General features: G+C 69.5%; 8 protein-coding genes. 5 read left to right on the top strand and 3 right to left on the bottom strand.

All coding sequences use genetic code 11. From position 1 onward, the window contains the following. Window positions 1-222 precede the first annotated feature (222 nt). Window positions 223-1,548 (top strand): MFS transporter, encoded by a 1,326-nt coding sequence (locus OVY01_RS06815; protein WP_349293492.1) that lies wholly within the window; start codon window positions 223-225, stop codon window positions 1,546-1,548. 50 nt (window positions 1,549-1,598) lie between these two features. On the opposite strand, the gene OVY01_RS06810 is transcribed toward OVY01_RS06815, so the two are convergent. The 3 genes from OVY01_RS06810 to OVY01_RS06800 all read right to left on the bottom strand — a co-directional run bounded on the left by OVY01_RS06810 (window position 1,599) and on the right by OVY01_RS06800 (window position 5,884). Further along, window positions 1,599-2,864, bottom strand: a complete 1,266-nt coding sequence (locus OVY01_RS06810; RefSeq protein ID WP_267846614.1) for a multifunctional CCA addition/repair protein — start codon at window positions 2,862-2,864, stop codon at window positions 1,599-1,601. Window positions 2,865-2,879: 15 nt separating this feature from the next. Next, window positions 2,880-3,872 (bottom strand): complex I NDUFA9 subunit family protein, encoded by a 993-nt coding sequence (locus OVY01_RS06805; protein ID WP_267846613.1) that lies wholly within the window; start codon window positions 3,870-3,872, stop codon window positions 2,880-2,882. A 62-nt stretch (window positions 3,873-3,934) separates the two neighbouring features. Beyond that, a complete protein-coding gene (locus tag OVY01_RS06800) occupies window positions 3,935-5,884 on the bottom strand; it encodes a lytic transglycosylase domain-containing protein (protein ID WP_267846612.1) in 1,950 nt (649 codons plus the stop codon). A gap of 29 nt (window positions 5,885-5,913) precedes the next feature. On the opposite strand from OVY01_RS06800, the gene OVY01_RS06795 reads away from it, so the two are divergent. From OVY01_RS06795 to OVY01_RS06780, 4 genes are all read left to right on the top strand, one after another. Next, window positions 5,914-6,570, top strand: coding sequence for a 5-formyltetrahydrofolate cyclo-ligase (locus OVY01_RS06795; protein ID WP_267846611.1), 657 nt, complete (start codon window positions 5,914-5,916; stop codon window positions 6,568-6,570). A gap of 133 nt (window positions 6,571-6,703) precedes the next feature. Continuing rightward, window positions 6,704-10,606: a PipA/GogA/GtgA family type III secretion system effector gene (locus OVY01_RS06790; protein WP_267846610.1), complete on the top strand. Its 3,903-nt coding sequence runs from the start codon at window positions 6,704-6,706 to the stop codon at window positions 10,604-10,606. A 45-nt stretch (window positions 10,607-10,651) separates the two neighbouring features. Continuing rightward, window positions 10,652-14,521: a PipA/GogA/GtgA family type III secretion system effector gene (locus tag OVY01_RS06785; protein WP_267846609.1), complete on the top strand. Its 3,870-nt coding sequence runs from the start codon at window positions 10,652-10,654 to the stop codon at window positions 14,519-14,521. Between the two features lie 21 nt (window positions 14,522-14,542). Continuing rightward, window positions 14,543-17,947 (top strand): hypothetical protein, encoded by a 3,405-nt coding sequence (locus OVY01_RS06780; protein WP_267846608.1) that lies wholly within the window; start codon window positions 14,543-14,545, stop codon window positions 17,945-17,947. Window positions 17,948-18,003 lie beyond the last annotated feature (56 nt).

Genomic DNA, 18,003 nt, shown 5'->3' with positions numbered 1-18,003 from the left:
TCGGACGGCGTAGCGTGCGTGGTGATAAGTCATCCTACGACATAGTAACGATGCAAAGTCGCCGTATTAATGGGTGTTTTCCCTTCTCTCGATCCATTACCCCTAAACATCATTAAGGGTGTTTACACTTAGTGCGGAGATTTACCGCGAATTCATCTATATATTGTGCGTGTCACACACCTTCCAATCCATAAGACGTCATATGACTTAGGGAGTCATCGCATGCGTGCCCCCTTGCAAGGTAAGGATCTGCGCAACGCGATCCCCGACCACGCGACGCCGGTTTCGGAACAACGCGTTTTCAGAAAGACGACCTGGCACCTGATGCCGCTTTTGCTGACGGTGTTCGTCATCGCCTATCTGGACCGCATCAATGTCGGACTCGCCAAGCTCCAGATGGCGAGCGACCTGGGATTCAGCAATACGGTCTATGGCATCGGGGCGGGTATCTTCTATCTTGCCTATGCGATATTCGAAGTGCCCAGCAACCTCATCATGCATCGCGTCGGGGCGCGTCGATGGATCGCCAGGATCGCCATCACCTGGGGAATCGTGTCGATGTGCATGCTGTTCGTGCACAGCGCGGCGTCCTTCTATGTGCTGCGCGTGCTGTTGGGCGCGGCGGAATGCGGTTTGTTTCCAGGCATCATCCTGTACCTCACCTATTGGTATCCGGCGCGCCGCAGAGGCAGAATCATCGCCATGTTCATGGCGGCCCTGCCCCTGTCGGGTTTGATCGGCGGCCCGCTGTCGGGATGGATCATGCAGGCCTGCAACGGCGCATCGGGCCTGCGCGGCTGGCAATGGCTGTTCCTCCTGGAAGCGCTGCCCGCGGTGCTGATGGGCTTCGTCGTATGGCGTCTTCTGCCTGACCGGGTGACGGACGCACGCTGGCTCACGCCTTCCGAAAAAGCGCTGATTCAGCGGCTCATCCATGCGGAGAACGTGGTGAAAACCACGTCCACGATACGCGCCGCGCTCCGGAGCGGCCGCATCTGGTTGATGAGCCTGATGCTGTACGCATTCGCATCGGCGAATATGGGCATCAGTTTCTGGCTACCGACGCTGTTGCAGCGCGCCGGGCACGAGACGGCGCTCCACGTCGGTCTGTTGACGGCGATTCCCTACGCCTTCGCCGCGATGGCGATGGTAGGGCTTTCAATGAGTTCCGACAGGCGGCGGGAGCGCCGCTGGCACCTCGCGCTGCCGGCGTTCGCGGGGGCCGCGCTACTCGCCGCAAGCACCCTCTGGAGCGACAACCTGGCGATGACCGTGGTCGTCATGACGGCGGCGTCGATGTGTGTCTTCGCCGTCGCGCCGCTTTTGTGGTCGCAACCGACCGCACTGCTCAGTGGCGCCGGTGCCGCCGCGGGCATCGCGATGATCAGTTCTCTCGGCAATCTCGCAGGCGTTTTCGGGCCCTCGCTGTTCGGCTGGCTGACCGATCTCACCCACAGCACCGCGTGGGGCATGTATCTGCTGGCCGGATTCATGGCGCTGGGCGGCGGCCTGGCATTGTGTACGCCGGCGCGGCTGGTGAACCAATGAAACACCCCGTGCCGTCGCGCGCGCGGGCGCCTGCTGCGTAAGCGGGCGTTTTAGCGGTGGTCTGGCGAACCGTCGTCTTCCACCTTCCCCAACGCCGCCGCCACCGCGTCCACCCGCGCCTGGTGCACCGCGTCCTTGATCCGCGCCGGCTGCGCGGCATGGAGCGCCGCCACCGCGCCCGCGTCGACCGCGCGCGCGGCGATCAGCGCCTCGCGCAGGCGCGCCGCCTGCGGATAGGCGCTGCCCTCGAAACCCAGCCGGCCCCGCGCATCGGCCTCGCAGGCCTGCAGCGCCTCGGCGAAGCGGCCCGGCTTGCGGATGCCGTCGCAGCGTTCGAGCAAACGCACCAAGGCCGCCGCGCCCGTTTCCCGCACCCGGTGGATATTGCCGTGTTCGCGCGCGACCAGCACCGCGAGGTCGCGGCAGTCGTTGGGCACGCGCAGACGCTCGCACAGGGGCTTCAGCAGGTCGACACTGCGGCCTTCGTGGCCGATGTGGCGCGGCAGGATGTCCGCCGCCGTGGTGCCCTTGCCCAGGTCGTGCGTCAGCGCCGCGAAGCGCACCGCCAGCGCATAGCCATGTCGTGCCGCATGGTCGACCACCATCATCACGTGCACGCCGGTATCCACCTCGGGGTGATAGTCGGCACGCTGCGGCACGCCGTACAGACGATCGACCTCGGGCAGGATGCGGGCGAGCGCGCCGCACTCGCGCAGCAGCGCGAACATCCGCGACGGCCGGGCCTCCATCAGGCCGCGCGCGATTTCCTGCCAGACGCGCTCCGGCACGAGCGCATCGACCTCGCCCGCCGCCACCATCCGGCGCATCAGCGTCAGCGTTTCCGGCGCCACGGTGAAGTCCGTGAAGCGCGCGGCGAAACGCGCGATGCGCAGGATGCGCACGGGGTCCTCGGCGAACGCCGGGCCGACATGCCGGAACACCCGCGCCGCCAGGTCGCGCCGCCCGCCGTACGGGTCGACGACCGGGCCGTGCAACGCGCCGTCCGGCGCGATCGCGCGCGCCATCGCGTTGACCGTCAGATCGCGGCGCGCGAGATCCTCCTCGAGCGTGACGTCCGGCGCGTAATGAAAGACGAAGCCGTGGTAGCCGGCGGCGGTCTTGCGCTCCGTGCGCGCGAGTGCGTATTCGGCCTGCGTCTGCGGATGCAGAAACACCGGAAAATCCCTGCCCACCGGCCGAAAGCCCTGGGCCACCATCTGCTCGGGCGTCGCGCCCACCACCACGTAGTCGCGATCCATCACCGCCAGACCCAGCAGGTCGTCGCGGATCGCGCCGCCCACGGCGAAAATGTTCATGCGCCAATACTCCGTTCAGGTGGCATCGTGCGGACCGGGGGCGGCGGCGGCCTTGAGCGCCGCCTCGGCGGTGACCCGGTGCCCGCCCGCACGGCCGCCCAGATAGGCACCGGCGACCGATTCGACCGACACCGGCACGATGTGCAGCATCGGGTCGATCGGCGCGCTCAGCACCGACGGCACGGTCATCGAATCGATATTGTCGCGGCTGATCGGCGCGTTCGGCAGATGCTCGAACACGGCGCCCTGCAGACGCGCCGCCCAGTCCGGCAAGCCGACGATGCGGCGCGGGTGCCCGCTCGCGGAGCCGGCGAAACGCACCAGCTCCGCGAGCGTGTAGACGCGCGGCCCGCCCAGCTCGAACGCCTTGCCGACCGCGCCGTCGAGATCGATCGCGGTGACGATGGCACGCGCCACGTCGCCGGCGAAGACCGGCTGGAAGCGCGCGGTCGGGCTCGCCAGCGGGATGACGGGAAACAGCTTTTGCAGATCGGCGAAGGTCTGGAGAAACTTGTCGCCCGGCCCGAACACCACCGACGGCCGGAAGATCGTGGTCAGCAGGTTGGTCGGCGGGCCGCCGGCCGCCGCGACGATGTTTTCGCCGTCGCCCTTCGACCGCAGATACATGCTGGGGCCTTGGGGATCGGCGCCGAGCGCGCTCATGTGCAGCAGGCGGCGCACGCGGGCCTGCGCGCAGGCGGCGACGATCTTGCGCGGCAGTTCGACATGCACGCGCCGAAAGTTCGGGCCGTACGGCCGCTGTCGGGTGTCCTGCAGGATGCCCACCAGATTGACGACCGCATCCGCGCCGTCGATGAAGGCGGCGAGTTGCGCCGGGTCGTGGACGTCGCACTCGGTGATGGTCACCGGCAGCATCTGGAGATGGCCCGCGTGCGCGCGGCGGCGCACCGCGATCCTGACCTGATGCCCGGTGCGCAACAGCCGGGCCACCACATAGGTGCCGATGAAACCGCTGCCGCCGATCAATGCCACGGTCTGGTATCGCATGGTGCGCCTCGCGCGAGGCCGTGGCCCCGGTAAGCCCCTTCAGAGAAACAGCCAGGGGAAAATCAAGGGGAAATGATGCCGAGCCGGCTCTTCAGCGATTGCGGCCGTCCCTCGAACAGCACACCATAGTAGGTGGTGTTCGACAGCACGTTCTTCACGTAGTCGCGCGTCTCGTTGAACGGAATCGTTTCGGCGAAAATGGCGCCTTCCACGGGCCGCGTCAACGCCTGCCGCCACTGCCGCGAACGTCCCGGACCGGCGTTGTATCCCGCCGACGCCAGCACCGGCGACTGATCGAACTGGTTGTAGACCATCGCCAGGTAATTGGTGCCCAGCTGGATGTTCATGTCGAGTTCGTTGATCTGGTCGCGGCTCAGCCGGCCCAGGCCGAGCCTGCGCGCGACCAGGTCCGCGGTGCCCGGCATCAGTTGCATCAGGCCGCTCGCGCCCACGCCGGACCGGGCATTGTAGATGAAGCGCGACTCCTGCCGCATCAGACCATACGCCCATTCGACGTCCAGCCCGGTCGACGCGGCGTAGCGGTCGACGATCGAGCGAAACGGCGACAGATAACGCAACGAAAAATCGTGCTCGACGCGCGTCTTGTCCGCCGTGTTCACGGCCCGGTCGAACACCTCGATCTGGTTCGCGTAGGCGGCCGCGGCGATCAGTTGCCGGTCGGTCATGCCGCGCAGTTGCCAGTTCCACTCGCGATTGCCCTCGAGTCGCAGGTTCATCGAATAGAACCGCTGCGCCAGCGCGAAGCCCGGGTTCTGCGCCGCCTGCCGCACCTCGGTCGCGCTCACCGGCGTGCGCGGCGGGAGGGTGATCGGCTGGCCCAGCGCCTCGGTGGCGAGCTGGCCGTAGAAATTGTATTGGCCGGAGATCGACTGGAACAGCGTCGCCGCGCCCACCGCGTCTCCCGCCTGCGCGAGCGCGCGGCCGCGCCAGTAGATCCAGCTCGGCTGGTTGCGCAGCGCCGGCGGCATCGCCTCGATCGACCAGCGCACCATCGTCCAGTCCTGCGCGGCGAGCGCGGCGCGCGTGCGCCACTCGTACGCATTGTTCGACATGGGCGCATCCACCGACAGGCGGTACCAGTCGACCGCCGACGGCAATTGCCTGAGCGCCGCGCGGTAGGCGATCGCAGCCCAGCCGATGCCGCGCTCCTGCGCCGTCAACCGTGGCTCGACGCCCGCGTAGGCGATGGCCGCCTGCGCCGGGTCGTTCGCCGCCATCCGGGTGATGGCGAGCAGCGCCAGTTGATGCGCCCCGGCGTTGGTGCGGATCGTGCCGGCCAGGTAGAGCGGCGGCTTGTCGGTCGCCATCGACAGCGTCGCGTCGCTCGGTTTGTCGCTGCCGAGCGCGTCGGTGATCCGGGAGCCCAGCGACGTGTAATTGCCTTCGTAGGCGAGACGGATCTGCGCCCAGACGTCGTCCGAGGTGAACTGCCCGGACGCCGCCAGCGCGCCGATCAGATCCACGCAGCCGTCGCCGTACCAGCGCGGCTCGACCAGCAGCGCGCGGGCCGCGTCGGCGACGTTCTCGCCTTTCGACGCACGGGCCTCGAGCGCATAGCACTTGACCTGCGTATCGTCGTTCAGGGCGAAACGCGGATACTCGGCGAGGAACTGACGCCAGTCGTGGCGTCCGCCCAGCACGACGAGGTAATCGTTGCGCATCCGGTCGGCGATCGCGGTGCCGTCGTAGCGGCTCAGGAAGGCCTGGATCTGATCGTCGGGCGCGTCGAGCAGCGCGCGACCCGACGCATCGAACATCGTTGGCTTGATCCGGTAGTAGTCCACGTAACCGGGCGCGGGGTAATCGGGAATTTGCGCGGCGAGTCGCGCGGCCGTGGGCGCGTCGTTGCGGCGTGCGGCCTCGCGCAGCGCGACGAAGACCTGATCGGCATCGGCCGGCGCGGTTTGCGCCTGCACCGTCCCCGGAGAACTGCATGCTGCCAGCACGAGCGCCGCCAGCGAGGCGGCCACCACGCGATATACTCGAACCATCGTTTATGCCATGTTTTCGGTGGAATCAGATGAAGGAGAGCATATCACGCGACCATCGCGATTCCGCCGCCGAGCCATCCGCCGCGTCGTCGGTCGCACCCCGCGCCGCACCTGCCGCCGACGCGAAACGTCTCTGGCGCGCGACCCTGCTCGCCACGCGCGCGCGCCTGACGGCATGCGCCCCCGACGCCATTGCACAGTTGAATCAGCGGCTTGCGGACTGGCTTGAGGAACAGGACGCGCACAGCCTGGCGTTCTACTGGCCGACACACGGCGAGCCGGACCTGCGCGAGACCATCGTTGCGTGGCTGGCACGCGACACCCGGCGCCGCGCCGCGCTGCCGGTGATCGAAAGCGCGCGCGCACCCCTGGTCTTTCGCGGCTGGACGCCCGATGCGCCGATGCGCCCCGGTCGCTACGGCATTCCCGTGCCGGCCGCCGGGGAAATAGGCATGCCTGCGCTGCTGTTGATCCCCTGCGTCGGCTTCGATGCGCGCGGTTATCGCCTCGGCTATGGCGGCGGCTTCTACGACCGCACGCTCGCAGCGGCCACGCCCCGGCCGCGCACGCTCGGCGTCGCGCTCGACGGCTGCCGCGTCGCCGCGTTGCCGAACGAGGCGCACGATCTGCCGCTCGACCACGTCCTGACGGAAACCGGCGCGATCGACACCGCGGCGGCGCGCTGACGGCGTCCCCGGCCGGCGCACGCGGCATCCTGCTCCCGATCCGCGGCATCGCGCCGGATCATTCTAAGTAGACCCCGAGGCCCGCCCGGGCATCCCGTCCAACGCCCTCCGCTTCACTTCGAAAGACAATGTGTTGGACGACATCGCCGATGCCCGCCCGGAGGCTGCCATGCGCCTGCCGCATCTCGATCTGACCATACTCGCCCTGCATCATCTATTGAGCGCCGCGCATGACGGCGGCTCGCGCCCCGCCACGGCGGCGGCGTGGCGGCCCTGCGAACGGCACCGGGACGCGCCCGCCCTGGCCCACGCCGCACGCGCCGGCTTGCTCGACGCGCGCGAAGCCGCCACGGCGCACGCCCCCGCCGGAACGACATGGACGCAGACGCGCCGCGTCCCGCGCCGCACGCCATCCGCCCAGGCCCGCGCCCGCGCCCGCCGAAATGCGGCAACTACCCCAGCCACCGCGACCGCCGGGCGGACGCCGCGCGCACGACCCACTCGCCAGGCCGTGCCGGCAACGCCCATCGATTGGTCGAAAGCATGGCTGGCATTGCCCGTCTATCAGCGCGCGGAACTCGCACAGGCGATGGCGCATGCGAACCGGACGGACACCGCAGGGCGCGATCTCGATGCGCACCTGGCGGCGCAAAGCGCGCAAAACCGCGCCATGACGCGCGCGTGGCTGTGCCAACCCATCGCACCATCCCGCGAAACCCCTGCCACTGTCGTCGCGGACGCGTCACGCCGTCGCCCGGATGCCGACACGCTCGATCTCTATCACCGCCTCCAGGCCGACCCCACGATGACGTTGTCCGACGCCGTGGCCATCGCGGGCCGGCTCGCCGACGCCCGCGTCGGGCGCATGCCCGTCACCGTGTCGTCTCCCATCGCGGAATCCGCCTACCAGGCGAACCGTCTCGCCGATGTGTTCGATCTCGCGGCGCTCTGCCACCCGCCGCCCACCGCCTTGCGTCTGCTGCGCCGGGTTCATGCCGCGCTCGCCGCCCTGTATCCGGAGTATCGGGCGGCGTTGCTCGACGAACATGCCGTCGCCGTCGCGACCCAGTTACGGCAGCGCTGCACGATGGCGGCGCCAGACACCGTGACAGGCCTGTCCGGGGCGGCCGCGCAGGGCGATTTCCAAAGCGCGGTCAATGCGGAACTCACGGCGAACGCGCGCGCCGCGCATCTGCTTCCCTGGGGCGCGACGTCCCGCGCGGACGGACGGGCGTGGTTCGATGGCATCGCGGTACGGGACGCGGCCGGCAAAACCCCGATCGATCTGGTCGAGGACCTGATCCGGCTTCGTCCCTCTCTCGTGCGCCGTCTGCGCCTGCCCGCCCACGCCGCGCCGGACGATCCGGCGCCGGCTGCCGCTGCCGGGACCGACGCAATGGATGCGACCGACGCGATGCACGCCGACGCCGCGCGGGCGCAACGCCCACTGCTCGTGCAGTGGATGAAAAAACGATTGAACGATCTGGTCGAAAGCACACGCTTTCCCTTCGGCACCCCGCCCCAATCGATCGACACCATTTTGCTGCGACTTTCCGCCATGCACGGTGTCCAGCGCACGCCGGGTGAGGATTTCGCCACCATCCTGCGCGATTTCACGCGTCTGTGCGCGGTCTGGCAGGCACGTCCCGGCTACTGGATGTCGCCCACGCTGGCCGCCGCCGTGCACCTCGCCCATGCCAGCGGAACGCACGCCGCACCGGAACCGCTCGACCGGGCGGCGCGGGAATACCGCCTGACCGGTTTCTTTCATGACCGCTTGCAGGCGTACCGGGCCCTGCCGGGGCAGGATCCGAGCGCATGGCCGGAGTGCGCGGCCGTGCCCGCCGCGCGTGGCTGCGCCGCTGCCGCGAACCGGACCGACGCGGTCGCACCCACGCTTCCCAGCCTGGACGCCAGCCCGAACGCCGGCTCGGACGCCCGAGCGGGCGCGCAGGCTGCGTCCGCGCCCGGGCGTCAATTCCTGGAAACCACCGAATCGCTGCTGATCCTGAACTGGCCGATGCACATCGGGCGCACGCTCGCGCGCGGCGCGCCCCGGGACATCCTCGGCCTGCTGCCGTTCGCCGTGCCGGCCTACGATATCGAGGAAGGCATACGCCTGGGCAACCAGAGCCGCGCCCTGCGCGGCGCCTTCCAGTTCGGCGCCGATGTCGCCATGACCTGGATCGGCGGACGGATCGACGCGGCGCTGGCGGTGCCGGAAGCGCTGCCGGCGCTGGAGCGGGAAGAACGCGCGGCGCTGGCCATGTTGCACCACGGCGCGACGACACTGGGCGAAACACGGCCGCGATACCTGCCGCTGTCGCCGGATACGGCCATCGAACGGCCGCGCGGCGTCGTACCCGTGTCCGACGACAGCCTGCTGCCCCTGGCACACCGGCAACGGGCGGCGCGCGCGCGCAACGGCGAGATCGTCCCGGTCAGCCTGGCCAATATGCCGCAAGCCTGGATCGTCCATCTACGGCAGGAGGACCGCGTGCTCCCGGTCGGGCTGTCCGGCTCGACAGTCTGGCAACTCGACTGGGAAGGCCATGCCATCGGCGTCGTCGACGACCTGCGTCTGGACGGTATTCGGGAGACGCTGTTCGACCAGGCGCGTTCCCGCCTACCCGCCGCGCCCGCGCCGCCATGGACCATGACCGACGGCCGAACCGTGCAGACCATGGAGCGGTGGCTCGCCGCCCGTTCGACCGCCGCGCCGTCGCGCCGCATACCGGAGCCACGGGAAGCGGAAGCCGCGCTGCGCGGCGTGCTCGATTGCGACGAGGGCAATCCGGATGCACGCGTGATCGTCGCGGAACTGCGCGCCGCCTACCGACGCTCGGAAACCTTTCGCTTGATCGCGGACTCGGCCACGGTGCACGCGACCGGTCGCCGCGCGGGCCTCGCGATCGCGCCGGGCACGGCGCCCCATTACGCGCCCGCACGGCACCGCATCACGGTGCCTCCCGCCGCTGAAATCGCGCAACTCGAATACCGCGGCTGGCATGGCCCGACGCGGTTCGACGCCCGGGATGTCTGGATCCATGAATTCATTCACGCGATGACGCAGATGCACGACCCGGAACCCTCGCTGGCCGCCCTGCACCGTGGACCGGTGGTGTACCTCACCGATCGCATCCTGTACGAACTGAACCGGCGCTCTCCGGAAAGAATCGCCTACGCGCCACCGCCACCCGCGGACGGTGCGGCCGGCGGGTACTCGGAACGCATCGCCGACCGGGTGATTCGTGAAAACATTCTGCTCGACGAACAACTCGCGCCCAAGACGACCATGCGACCCGAGACGTCCGTTCTCGGCGTCCCGGTTCGGGAACGCGCCACCGTCGATGACGCGATGCGCATCGAGACGATGGTTCGCGCGTCCATGGCGCGCCAAAAACCCCGCACGCCGTTCGCGGACAGACTCCTCGACGTGGTTCGCGTGGATACGCCGGACGCGAGAACGCCTCCAGGCGCACACCTGCGCCTCGCGCGGGATTTCGTGTTCCACGCCCGGGAAATCTACGAAGGCCATGCCTGGGCGCGCGGTTTCCTGGACGCGTGGCTGCGGCGCGAGGACACGAAGAAATGGACGCTGCGCTATCGGTCGCCCGCACAGGCGCGGCAGGATGCCGTGCCCTGCCGCGTGCAATCGCCCCGTCATCGAATCGAACTGTCGTTCGCCGACACCTTCGCCTATCTCTGTCCAACCGGACTGCGGCCGTACACCATGCGACGGCGCGTCGCGACCCTCTTGAGCGAACTGGCCATGTCTTCCCGGAGGCCGGCATCGAACATCGATGCCAGCGTCGAACGCGGCGCCACGGTCTACATCGAGAACAAGTTGCTCGGGCTGGGCCGCGACAGCGAGGAACGCCGCGTATCGGCGGGTGTCTGGCATCGTCAACCGGCGGCGCCCTTCGCCTTTCCGAGGGTCAATCCCACGCTGGCGCGCCGCGTCGCCGATGACGAAGACCGCTTCCTCGCATCGGTCTGCACGTCCACGCCGCAGGGCGGCTGCGCGTGTTCCTGAACGGCCGGGCGCCGTCATCCGCCGGAACGCCTAACTGGATCCCCCATGCGCTTGCCGAACCTGGACGTGGCATTGCTGGCCGCCCATTACCTGCTTGCCGCGGCGCGCGGCGATAGCTCGCACGACCGGTCGGCCACCCTGAGCCCGCGACACGCCGCGCGTACGCGTCCGGCCACAACGAGGAACGACGCCGACAGGTTTGGTCCCCTGGCGGCGTCGCTTCCGAACGCGATGGACCGCGCGACACGTGCGGGTCTGTTCACTCTTCCGGACGGGGAGCGGCAAGAACGCGACCCCGCACTCCCCACGCCTTGCTGCCCGCGCGAGCGGCGCCACGCCACGCCACGCGGGGGCCGCCATGCGCGCGCGGCCGAGAGTGCGCCGCCGCCCGACACGCCCGACATGTCCACGCACGCCACCTCCGCGCCGTCGTCGCCTTCTACGGCACTCGGCGGGCGCAATGCCCCCCCTGTTCCCGCCATCTGGACCCGCATGTGGGATGCCTTGCCGATCTCTCAACGCGCGGATCTCGCGCGCGCGGCGGCACGCGCGCAACGTCTGGAAATTCCCATCCCGCACAGTCTGACGACGGTGGAAAACGAAAATGCCGCCCTCACGCAGCGATGGCTGTCGGACCCGATCGACCGTCCCGTGCGCCGCGTCTATCCCGCATTGCCGGCATATGCGCAGGAAGGTCAACGCACCGACGACGTCGACCTCGATCGCATGCTGCGCGCGACGTCGACACAGCGCCTGGAGGACGCGATGCGCGCCGCCGAGCGGCTCGCATGGGAGGTGTCCCCCCGGGCACTGACGGCGGAACAAGAGACCGCCTATCAAGCCGACCGGCTGGCCGATCTCTTCGACCTCGATCGCCTGTGCGATTCCCGGCGCAGCGACCTGTCCCTGCTGCGCACCGTTCACGTCGTCTTGCGCGCACGCTTTCCACGCTATCGCGCGCCGCTGCGCGACGCACATGCGATCGCCGTCGCCGCGCGCTTGCGCCAGCGCTGCGAAACCCGGAGGGACGAGGACCTGCCTGCCAGCCAGGCACGCATTTTCGCGCAGGAAGTCGCTGCGGAACTCGAAGCGGAATCCTTCGCCGCCCGGTTGATTCCCTGGCGCGCCGCACCCATGGCGAACGCGGACCCCTGGTTCGACGGCATGGCGATCCGCAACGCGGTCGGCAAGAACGTCACCGGCCTGGCGATGGATCTCATCCGTCGCCAACCCGGCCTCGCCCACGATCTCGTGATGCAGAAAGATCCAGCGTGCCGCCTCGCGCTGCCGGTGAGGCCCCGGACGCTGCTTTCGATCGCCACGCGGCAATGCCACCGGCTGCTCGAAACCTGGGTGCGCAAGCGGCTGAACGATCTGCGCGAAAGCACCCGCTTTCCGCTCGGCACCCCGCCCCAATCGATCGACACCATCCTCCTGAGGCTCGCCGGCGCCCATGGCGTGCGTCTTTCCGCGGGAGCGGACTTCGCCACCGTCATGCGCGACTTCCATCGTCTTTGCGCTGCCTGGCGCGCCGCGCCCGCATACTGGATCCCGCCCACGCTCGCCGCGGCGCTGCATCTCGCCCATGCCACGGAAGACCGCGCGACGCTGATCGCCACGGCCGCGGAAGCACGGGAAAACCAGGCGATCGACCGCTTCCATGAACGCCTCGCGGCGTACGCCGACCCCGCGGGGAATCGGGAACCGCAACGCCTGCGGGAACTGCACGCGCCCCCTCCCCACCCGCTGGCTGCGAATCGCACTGACGCGCTCCCGCCGTCGAACGAAGCGCGACAGGACGAAAAAGCGCAGCGCAGCGCCGTGCCCAGCCAGGGCGCCACCACCCGGGAATTCGTTCAGTCGCTGCTGGTTCTCCCATGCTGGCCGATGCACGTCGGCGAAACGCTGGCACGCGGCGAACCCCGGGAAATACTCAGCCTGCTGCCGTTCGTCGTGCCGGCCTACGATATCGAGGAGGGCATCCGCCACGGCAACGAGACGCGCGCGCTGCGCGGCGCTTTTCAGTTCGGGGCGGACCTCCTGATGACCTGGCTTGGTGGGCGCGTCGAAGCCTCCCTGGCCTTGCCCGCCGCGCTCCCGCTCGTCGAGAATGGCGAGCGGGCCACGCTCGGCATGTTGCATCGCGGCCTCGAGACGCTGGGCGATGCGCGCGCCCTCTCGTTGCCGTTGACCGAGCGGGTGAGCGTGGAGCCGGCTATCCCGATGGTGACGCTCGCCGATACCGACCTGCCCTTGCGCTACCGTCCCCTGGCCTCGCGCGCCCGCGACGGCGAAATCGTGCCGGTCGAGCTCCCGAACGTACCCCGCGCGGGACTGGTCCACCTGCCACGCGAAAACCGCGTCATTCCGGTCGGGCTGGCGGGCGATGTCATCTGGGAACTGGACTGGAACGGCCATATCGTGGCGCCCATGAGCGATGCGCGCCTGGGCGAACTCAAACCGAAAATCCGAACGGAGTTGCGTCACCCCGCCGCGTCGGCCGAGCCAGCCGACACCGCGACGATCGCCAACGGCGTAACGGTGACGTCGACGACGCGCTGGCTCGACGCGCACGCCACGGCACCCCCGACGCGCGGCGCGAACAGCAACTCGTTCGCGGCAACGGTGTTGACGGACCTGATGACCATCGACGAGGAAAATGGCGAGCAGCTACGCATTTTCCAGGAACTCGGACTCGCCTACCGCCGCTCGGAGACGTTTCGTTTATTGGCGCGCGGGGCCGCGCTTCGGACGAACCCCTCGCCGCTGCGGTTCGACATCCGTTCGGAGGCGATCCCGGCCTACGCCCCCGCCGAGCATGTCATCACCCTGCCGCCGGCCGACGAACTGGCCGAGATCGAGTACCTGGGCGCGACGGGTGCGGTGCATTTCAACCCAAAGGATGTCTGGATTCACGAGGTCGTGCATGCGATGACCCTGCTGACCGATCCGCCGCCCGCGCTGGCGGCCACCCATCGTGGGCCAGTCGTGTATCTCACCGACAGGATCCTGTACGAGATCAACCGGCCGGCGCCGGAAAGAATCGCGTACGCGGTGCCTGCGACGCGCGCTCGCACGCTCGGGAAAACGGATTTGAAACATACCGCCGAGCGCGTCATTCGGGAAAACCTGATGCTCGACGCGCAGTTGGCGCGCCGAACGCCCATTTCACCGGACACGCTCGTTCGCGGCACGCCGGTGGGGCAGCGGGCTACCGTGCTGGCCGCGAAACGGATCGAAGAATCCATCGTGCACGCCTCCTCCGCCAGCAGAACGCCGCGCATACCGTTTCCGGACGAACTCGTCGCACGGCTCCATGGGGACACCTTTCTCGCGAGCGAGCACAGCAGCGCCCACCTGCGCCTGCTGCGCCATTTCGTCGAGCATGCGCGCTACCTCTACGACGGCAGTGCCTGGGCACGGAAATTTCTGGACGCCTGGCTCGAGCGCGACCCGACGACGCGGTGGACCCTGCATCGCTTCTCGCGCATCCTGGCCGAGCGCGAAGGCACGCCCTGCCGGGTGGACACGAGCTATCGCCGCATCGAACTCTCGCTCGCGTCGTCGTTCGCTTACCTCAGCCCGACCGGGCTCAAGCCGTACACGATGCAGCGGCGCGTCGCCACGCTGCTGGCCGAACTCGGATTGCCCGCGCGTACCCGCACCGCGAACGCCATCGACATCGACACCGAGCGCGGCGCCGCCGTCTATGTCGAGAACAAATTGCTGGGACTCGCCGACGACAGCGAGGACCGTCGCATCGCCGCGCGCATCTGGCGCGACCGGCCGCCCAACCCGCCGGCCGCCGACATTCCCGTCAATCCCACCCTCGCGCGCCGCGCGGCCGACGACGAGGACCGTTTCCTGGCGTCGGTCTGCATCCGCGAGACCGACAACACCTGCGTTTGCAGTTAGACGTCACACGGAGCCCGTCCCATGCGCCTGCCACCGCTGGACCTCGTTTTGCTCAGCGCGCACTATCTCCTGTCGGCCTCCGACGCGGCGCGCGCGCCCGCCCGCCCGGCAGGACCGCCTGCGAGGACGGCAGGCCCCTCTCCCGTCCTCGCCCCCGCGCTCGCGCACGCGGCGCGCGCCGGCCTGCTTGACGCCGGGGAGCCGCGCCGGCTTCCCTCCCTTCCGGAGCCGTACCCTGCGCCCTGTGCTTTCGCGTCCCCGGCCTGGGCGGACCTGCCGCCGCGACAACGCGCCGAATGGGCGCTCGCCACCGCCGATGCCGGCCTGCGACGCATCGACACCGAGACCGCGCTGGCGGACCGGGAGCGCGATGCGCGCGCCATGACGCTCCAGTGGCTGCACCAACCCGCCGCGCCCCGGTCCTGCACCGCCCCGGCCGTTCAGCACCTGCGCGCCCGCTGGAACACCTTATGCGAACGGCACGACGCAGCCATCGCCCTGTACTGGCACGCGCAGCGCGACCCCTTGCTGGACGAGGACGCGGCCCGGGAGCACGCCCTGCGACTGATTCCCCACGCCAAAGCCGCGTTGCACAGCATCGAGGAAGAGTGCTTCTACCAGACCAACCAGCTCGCCGACCGTTTCGATCTCGACCGCCTGCTTGCCGGATCGCGTGCCCCGCTCGATCTGCTGCGGGCGGTGCATGCTTTCCTGGCGAACGACTTCCCGGAGCATCGCGCGCTCCTGCTGGACGAAGCGGCACTCGCGATCGCCGCGCGATTGCGCCAGCGCTGCATGGCACGCTCGACCGGCGCGCTGCGCGAGACGACGGCGACGGCGGCGTTCCGGGAGGCCATTCACGCCGAGATCGGCGCGTTGGCAATCGCCACGGCATGGCTGCCGCTCGGCGGCCCGCGCCCGGACGGTGCCGCGGCATGGTTCGACGGCGTCGCCGTGCGCAACGCGTCCGGGGCGGATGTCGCCGCGCTCGTCGCGCACGCGCTTGCCGCGCGGCGCGGTTTCGCCCACGCCGCTGGAAACGAAGCACCGGACCCCGTGCAGGCGGAACACTGGATGCGGCAGCGCCTGCGGGATCTGGGAGAAAGCGCGCGCTTTCCTTTCGGCACGCCACTGCAGTCCATCGATACGGTCCTGTTGCGGCTGGGCCCGTCGCACGGTATCGCGCACGCGTCGGGCGAGGACCTGGGCGCGGTCCTCGCGGATTTCAACCGGCTCTGCGCCGCCTGGCGAATCGCCCCGCGCCACTGGATCTCGCCAGGCCTGTCCGCCGCGATTCACCTCGCGCATGCCGACACGAGCCCGCGCGCACGTGCGGAACATGCGCCCTCGGCAGTGGAAAACGCCTTGCTCGACGAGTTCATCCGCCACTTGCGCATCGATGTCCGGCTGCGCCAGGAACGCGCCGACACACCGCCGGGCGCCGATCCCAGAGCCACGGTGCATCTTCTGGAGGAAACGATCGAACACGCCGACACCGCACGCGCGCGGCGCGGCGCATTCGGCTTCGACATCGATACCCTGATCGCCTGGCTCGACGGACGCATCGCCCCCACCACGGCACTGGCGCAGACGCTGCCCGGCCTGCCGGTGGGCGAACGCGCACGGTTGGGCATGCTGCACGGCAGTCTGACGATGCTGGGGGAATGGCAGCCGCGCTATTTGCCCCTGACCGGAAAAATGACGCTGGACCCGCCGGCCCGGTCCGTCGTCTCGGAGCCGACGCGCCTTCCCCTGCGCCATCACGCGCGCGCGGCGCGCGCGCGTGATGGCGCCGTCGTGCCGCTCGCGCTGGAACACGCTCCCGACGCCCGGCTGGTGTACCTGCGCGGCGAACAACGGCTGGTGCCGCTGATCGCGTCCGAGGCCGCCGTCTGGGAATTGAACTGGCAGGGCCACATCGTCGGCACCGTCGACGAACGCCGGCTGGGGAACGCGCGTCGGGCCCTGATCGACGGCACGCGCGGACCGCCTCCCCGGGTGGCGATGCCGCGGGGTTCCGCCGCGCTGCGCGAGGGCATCACCGTCAAGGAAGTGCAGCGCTGGCTCGACAGCCACCCGGCGCCACCGCCGCGCGCTGCGCCGGTGGCCCTGAGCGATATCGCCGATTTCGGCGACGACGCGGAACAGCGCACGATTCGCGCCGAACTCGACCTCGCCTATCACCGTTCCGCGACGCTACGCCTGCTATTGCAGCGCGCGCCGGCACGAGCGGACGCGCAACGTGTGCGCTTTACCGTCGCGGCGGGCGCGCGCGCGCGCTATGCCGTCGCCGAGCATCGCATCATCGTTCCCCCGGCGCGCGAGCTCGAGAACGTGGAGGTGCTCGGGCCGGCAGGCGCGGCCCGCACACTGCCCACGGCGGTTTGGCTCCACGAACTCATCCATGCCACGACATCGTTGTTCGATCCGCCCGCGCCCCTGTCGCGCGCGCACCGGGGGCCGGTGGTCTATCTGACCGCCCGGGTGCTGTACGAAATGAATCGAACTTGCGAGGAACGGGTCGCCTATGCCACCGCGGATGCCTTCGATGCCGAAAGCCTGCCCGCCCATCTGGAGCGGATCAAGCCGCGCGTCCTGCTGGAGAACCTGCTGCTCGACCGGCAACTCGCGCGCGCGAACGCGATTTCCGCGCGCACCCTGGTGCTGGGCACCGAAGTCGCGCAGCGCGTCACCGTGCGCGCGGCAATCCTTTTGGAGCGTGCAGTACGCGGCGCGCTGCGGCGGGCGCCGGCGCAGGCCTCTTTCGTACAGCGGCTGCTGGACCGGTTCCGCTGGGACACGCTGGCCGAGGTGCCGGACCGTGGCGCGCGGCTGCGGGCCATCGACGAATTCGTTTTCCACGCCCGGGATATGTACGAAAGGAGTGCGTGGAGCGGCGGCTTCCTCGACGCCTGGCTGGAGGAGGCCGGCGAAGCGCCCCGGCAGACGCGATGGGCGCTTCACGCACTGACCGGTGCGCCCGCCGGACACGACGCCGTGCCATGCCGCCTGCTGGCGTCCGAACACCGCGCCGAACTGTCGCTCAGCGACGCCTTCGTCTATCTCAGCCCGATCGGATATCGCCCCTACACGATGCGCCGACGGGTGGCCTGCCTGCTCGCACGGTTGGGGATGCCCGCGGACATCCCCATGGCGGTGACGCAGCCCGAAACCGAACGCGGCGCGCTCGCGTATGTCGAGGACAGGCTGCTTGGCCTGCCCGCGCACAGCGAGGAGCGGCGCGTGGCTGCCCGCATCGGAACCGATGTCGCGCAGCACGTTGCCGGCGCGGCCACGAACGCCTCGAACGACGCCGCGCCCGCCGCCTACCGCGACCCTACGCGCGCGCGGCGCGCCGCGGACGACGAGGACGCCTATCTCGCCGCGGTCTGCCCGCCCCTGACCGGCTGCCCCGCGCCGCCATGAAACCGGAGACGGCACACGCAGACAGGACCGCCGCAGCGGGCGCCGTAACAACGCGC

It is taken from the genome of Robbsia betulipollinis, assembly GCF_026624755.1.
Lineage (GTDB): Bacteria > Pseudomonadota > Gammaproteobacteria > Burkholderiales > Burkholderiaceae > Robbsia > Robbsia betulipollinis.
This window is presented reverse-complemented; position numbering and strand designations above follow the sequence as displayed.

What these genes read in the sequence shown, in the direction of transcription:
- OVY01_RS06815 (WP_349293492.1), top strand. Translation starts at nt 223, where the DNA reads ATGCGTGCCCCCTTGCAAGGTAAGGATCTGCGCAACGCGATCCCCGAC.
- OVY01_RS06810 (WP_267846614.1), bottom strand. Translation starts at nt 2,864, where the DNA reads ATGAACATTTTCGCCGTGGGCGGCGCGATCCGCGACGACCTGCTGGGT.
- OVY01_RS06805 (WP_267846613.1), bottom strand. Translation starts at nt 3,872, where the DNA reads ATGCGATACCAGACCGTGGCATTGATCGGCGGCAGCGGTTTCATCGGC.
- OVY01_RS06800 (WP_267846612.1), bottom strand. Translation starts at nt 5,884, where the DNA reads ATGGTTCGAGTATATCGCGTGGTGGCCGCCTCGCTGGCGGCGCTCGTG.
- OVY01_RS06795 (WP_267846611.1), top strand. Translation starts at nt 5,914, where the DNA reads ATGAAGGAGAGCATATCACGCGACCATCGCGATTCCGCCGCCGAGCCA.
- OVY01_RS06785 (WP_267846609.1), top strand. Translation starts at nt 10,652, where the DNA reads ATGCGCTTGCCGAACCTGGACGTGGCATTGCTGGCCGCCCATTACCTG.
- OVY01_RS06780 (WP_267846608.1), top strand. Translation starts at nt 14,543, where the DNA reads ATGCGCCTGCCACCGCTGGACCTCGTTTTGCTCAGCGCGCACTATCTC.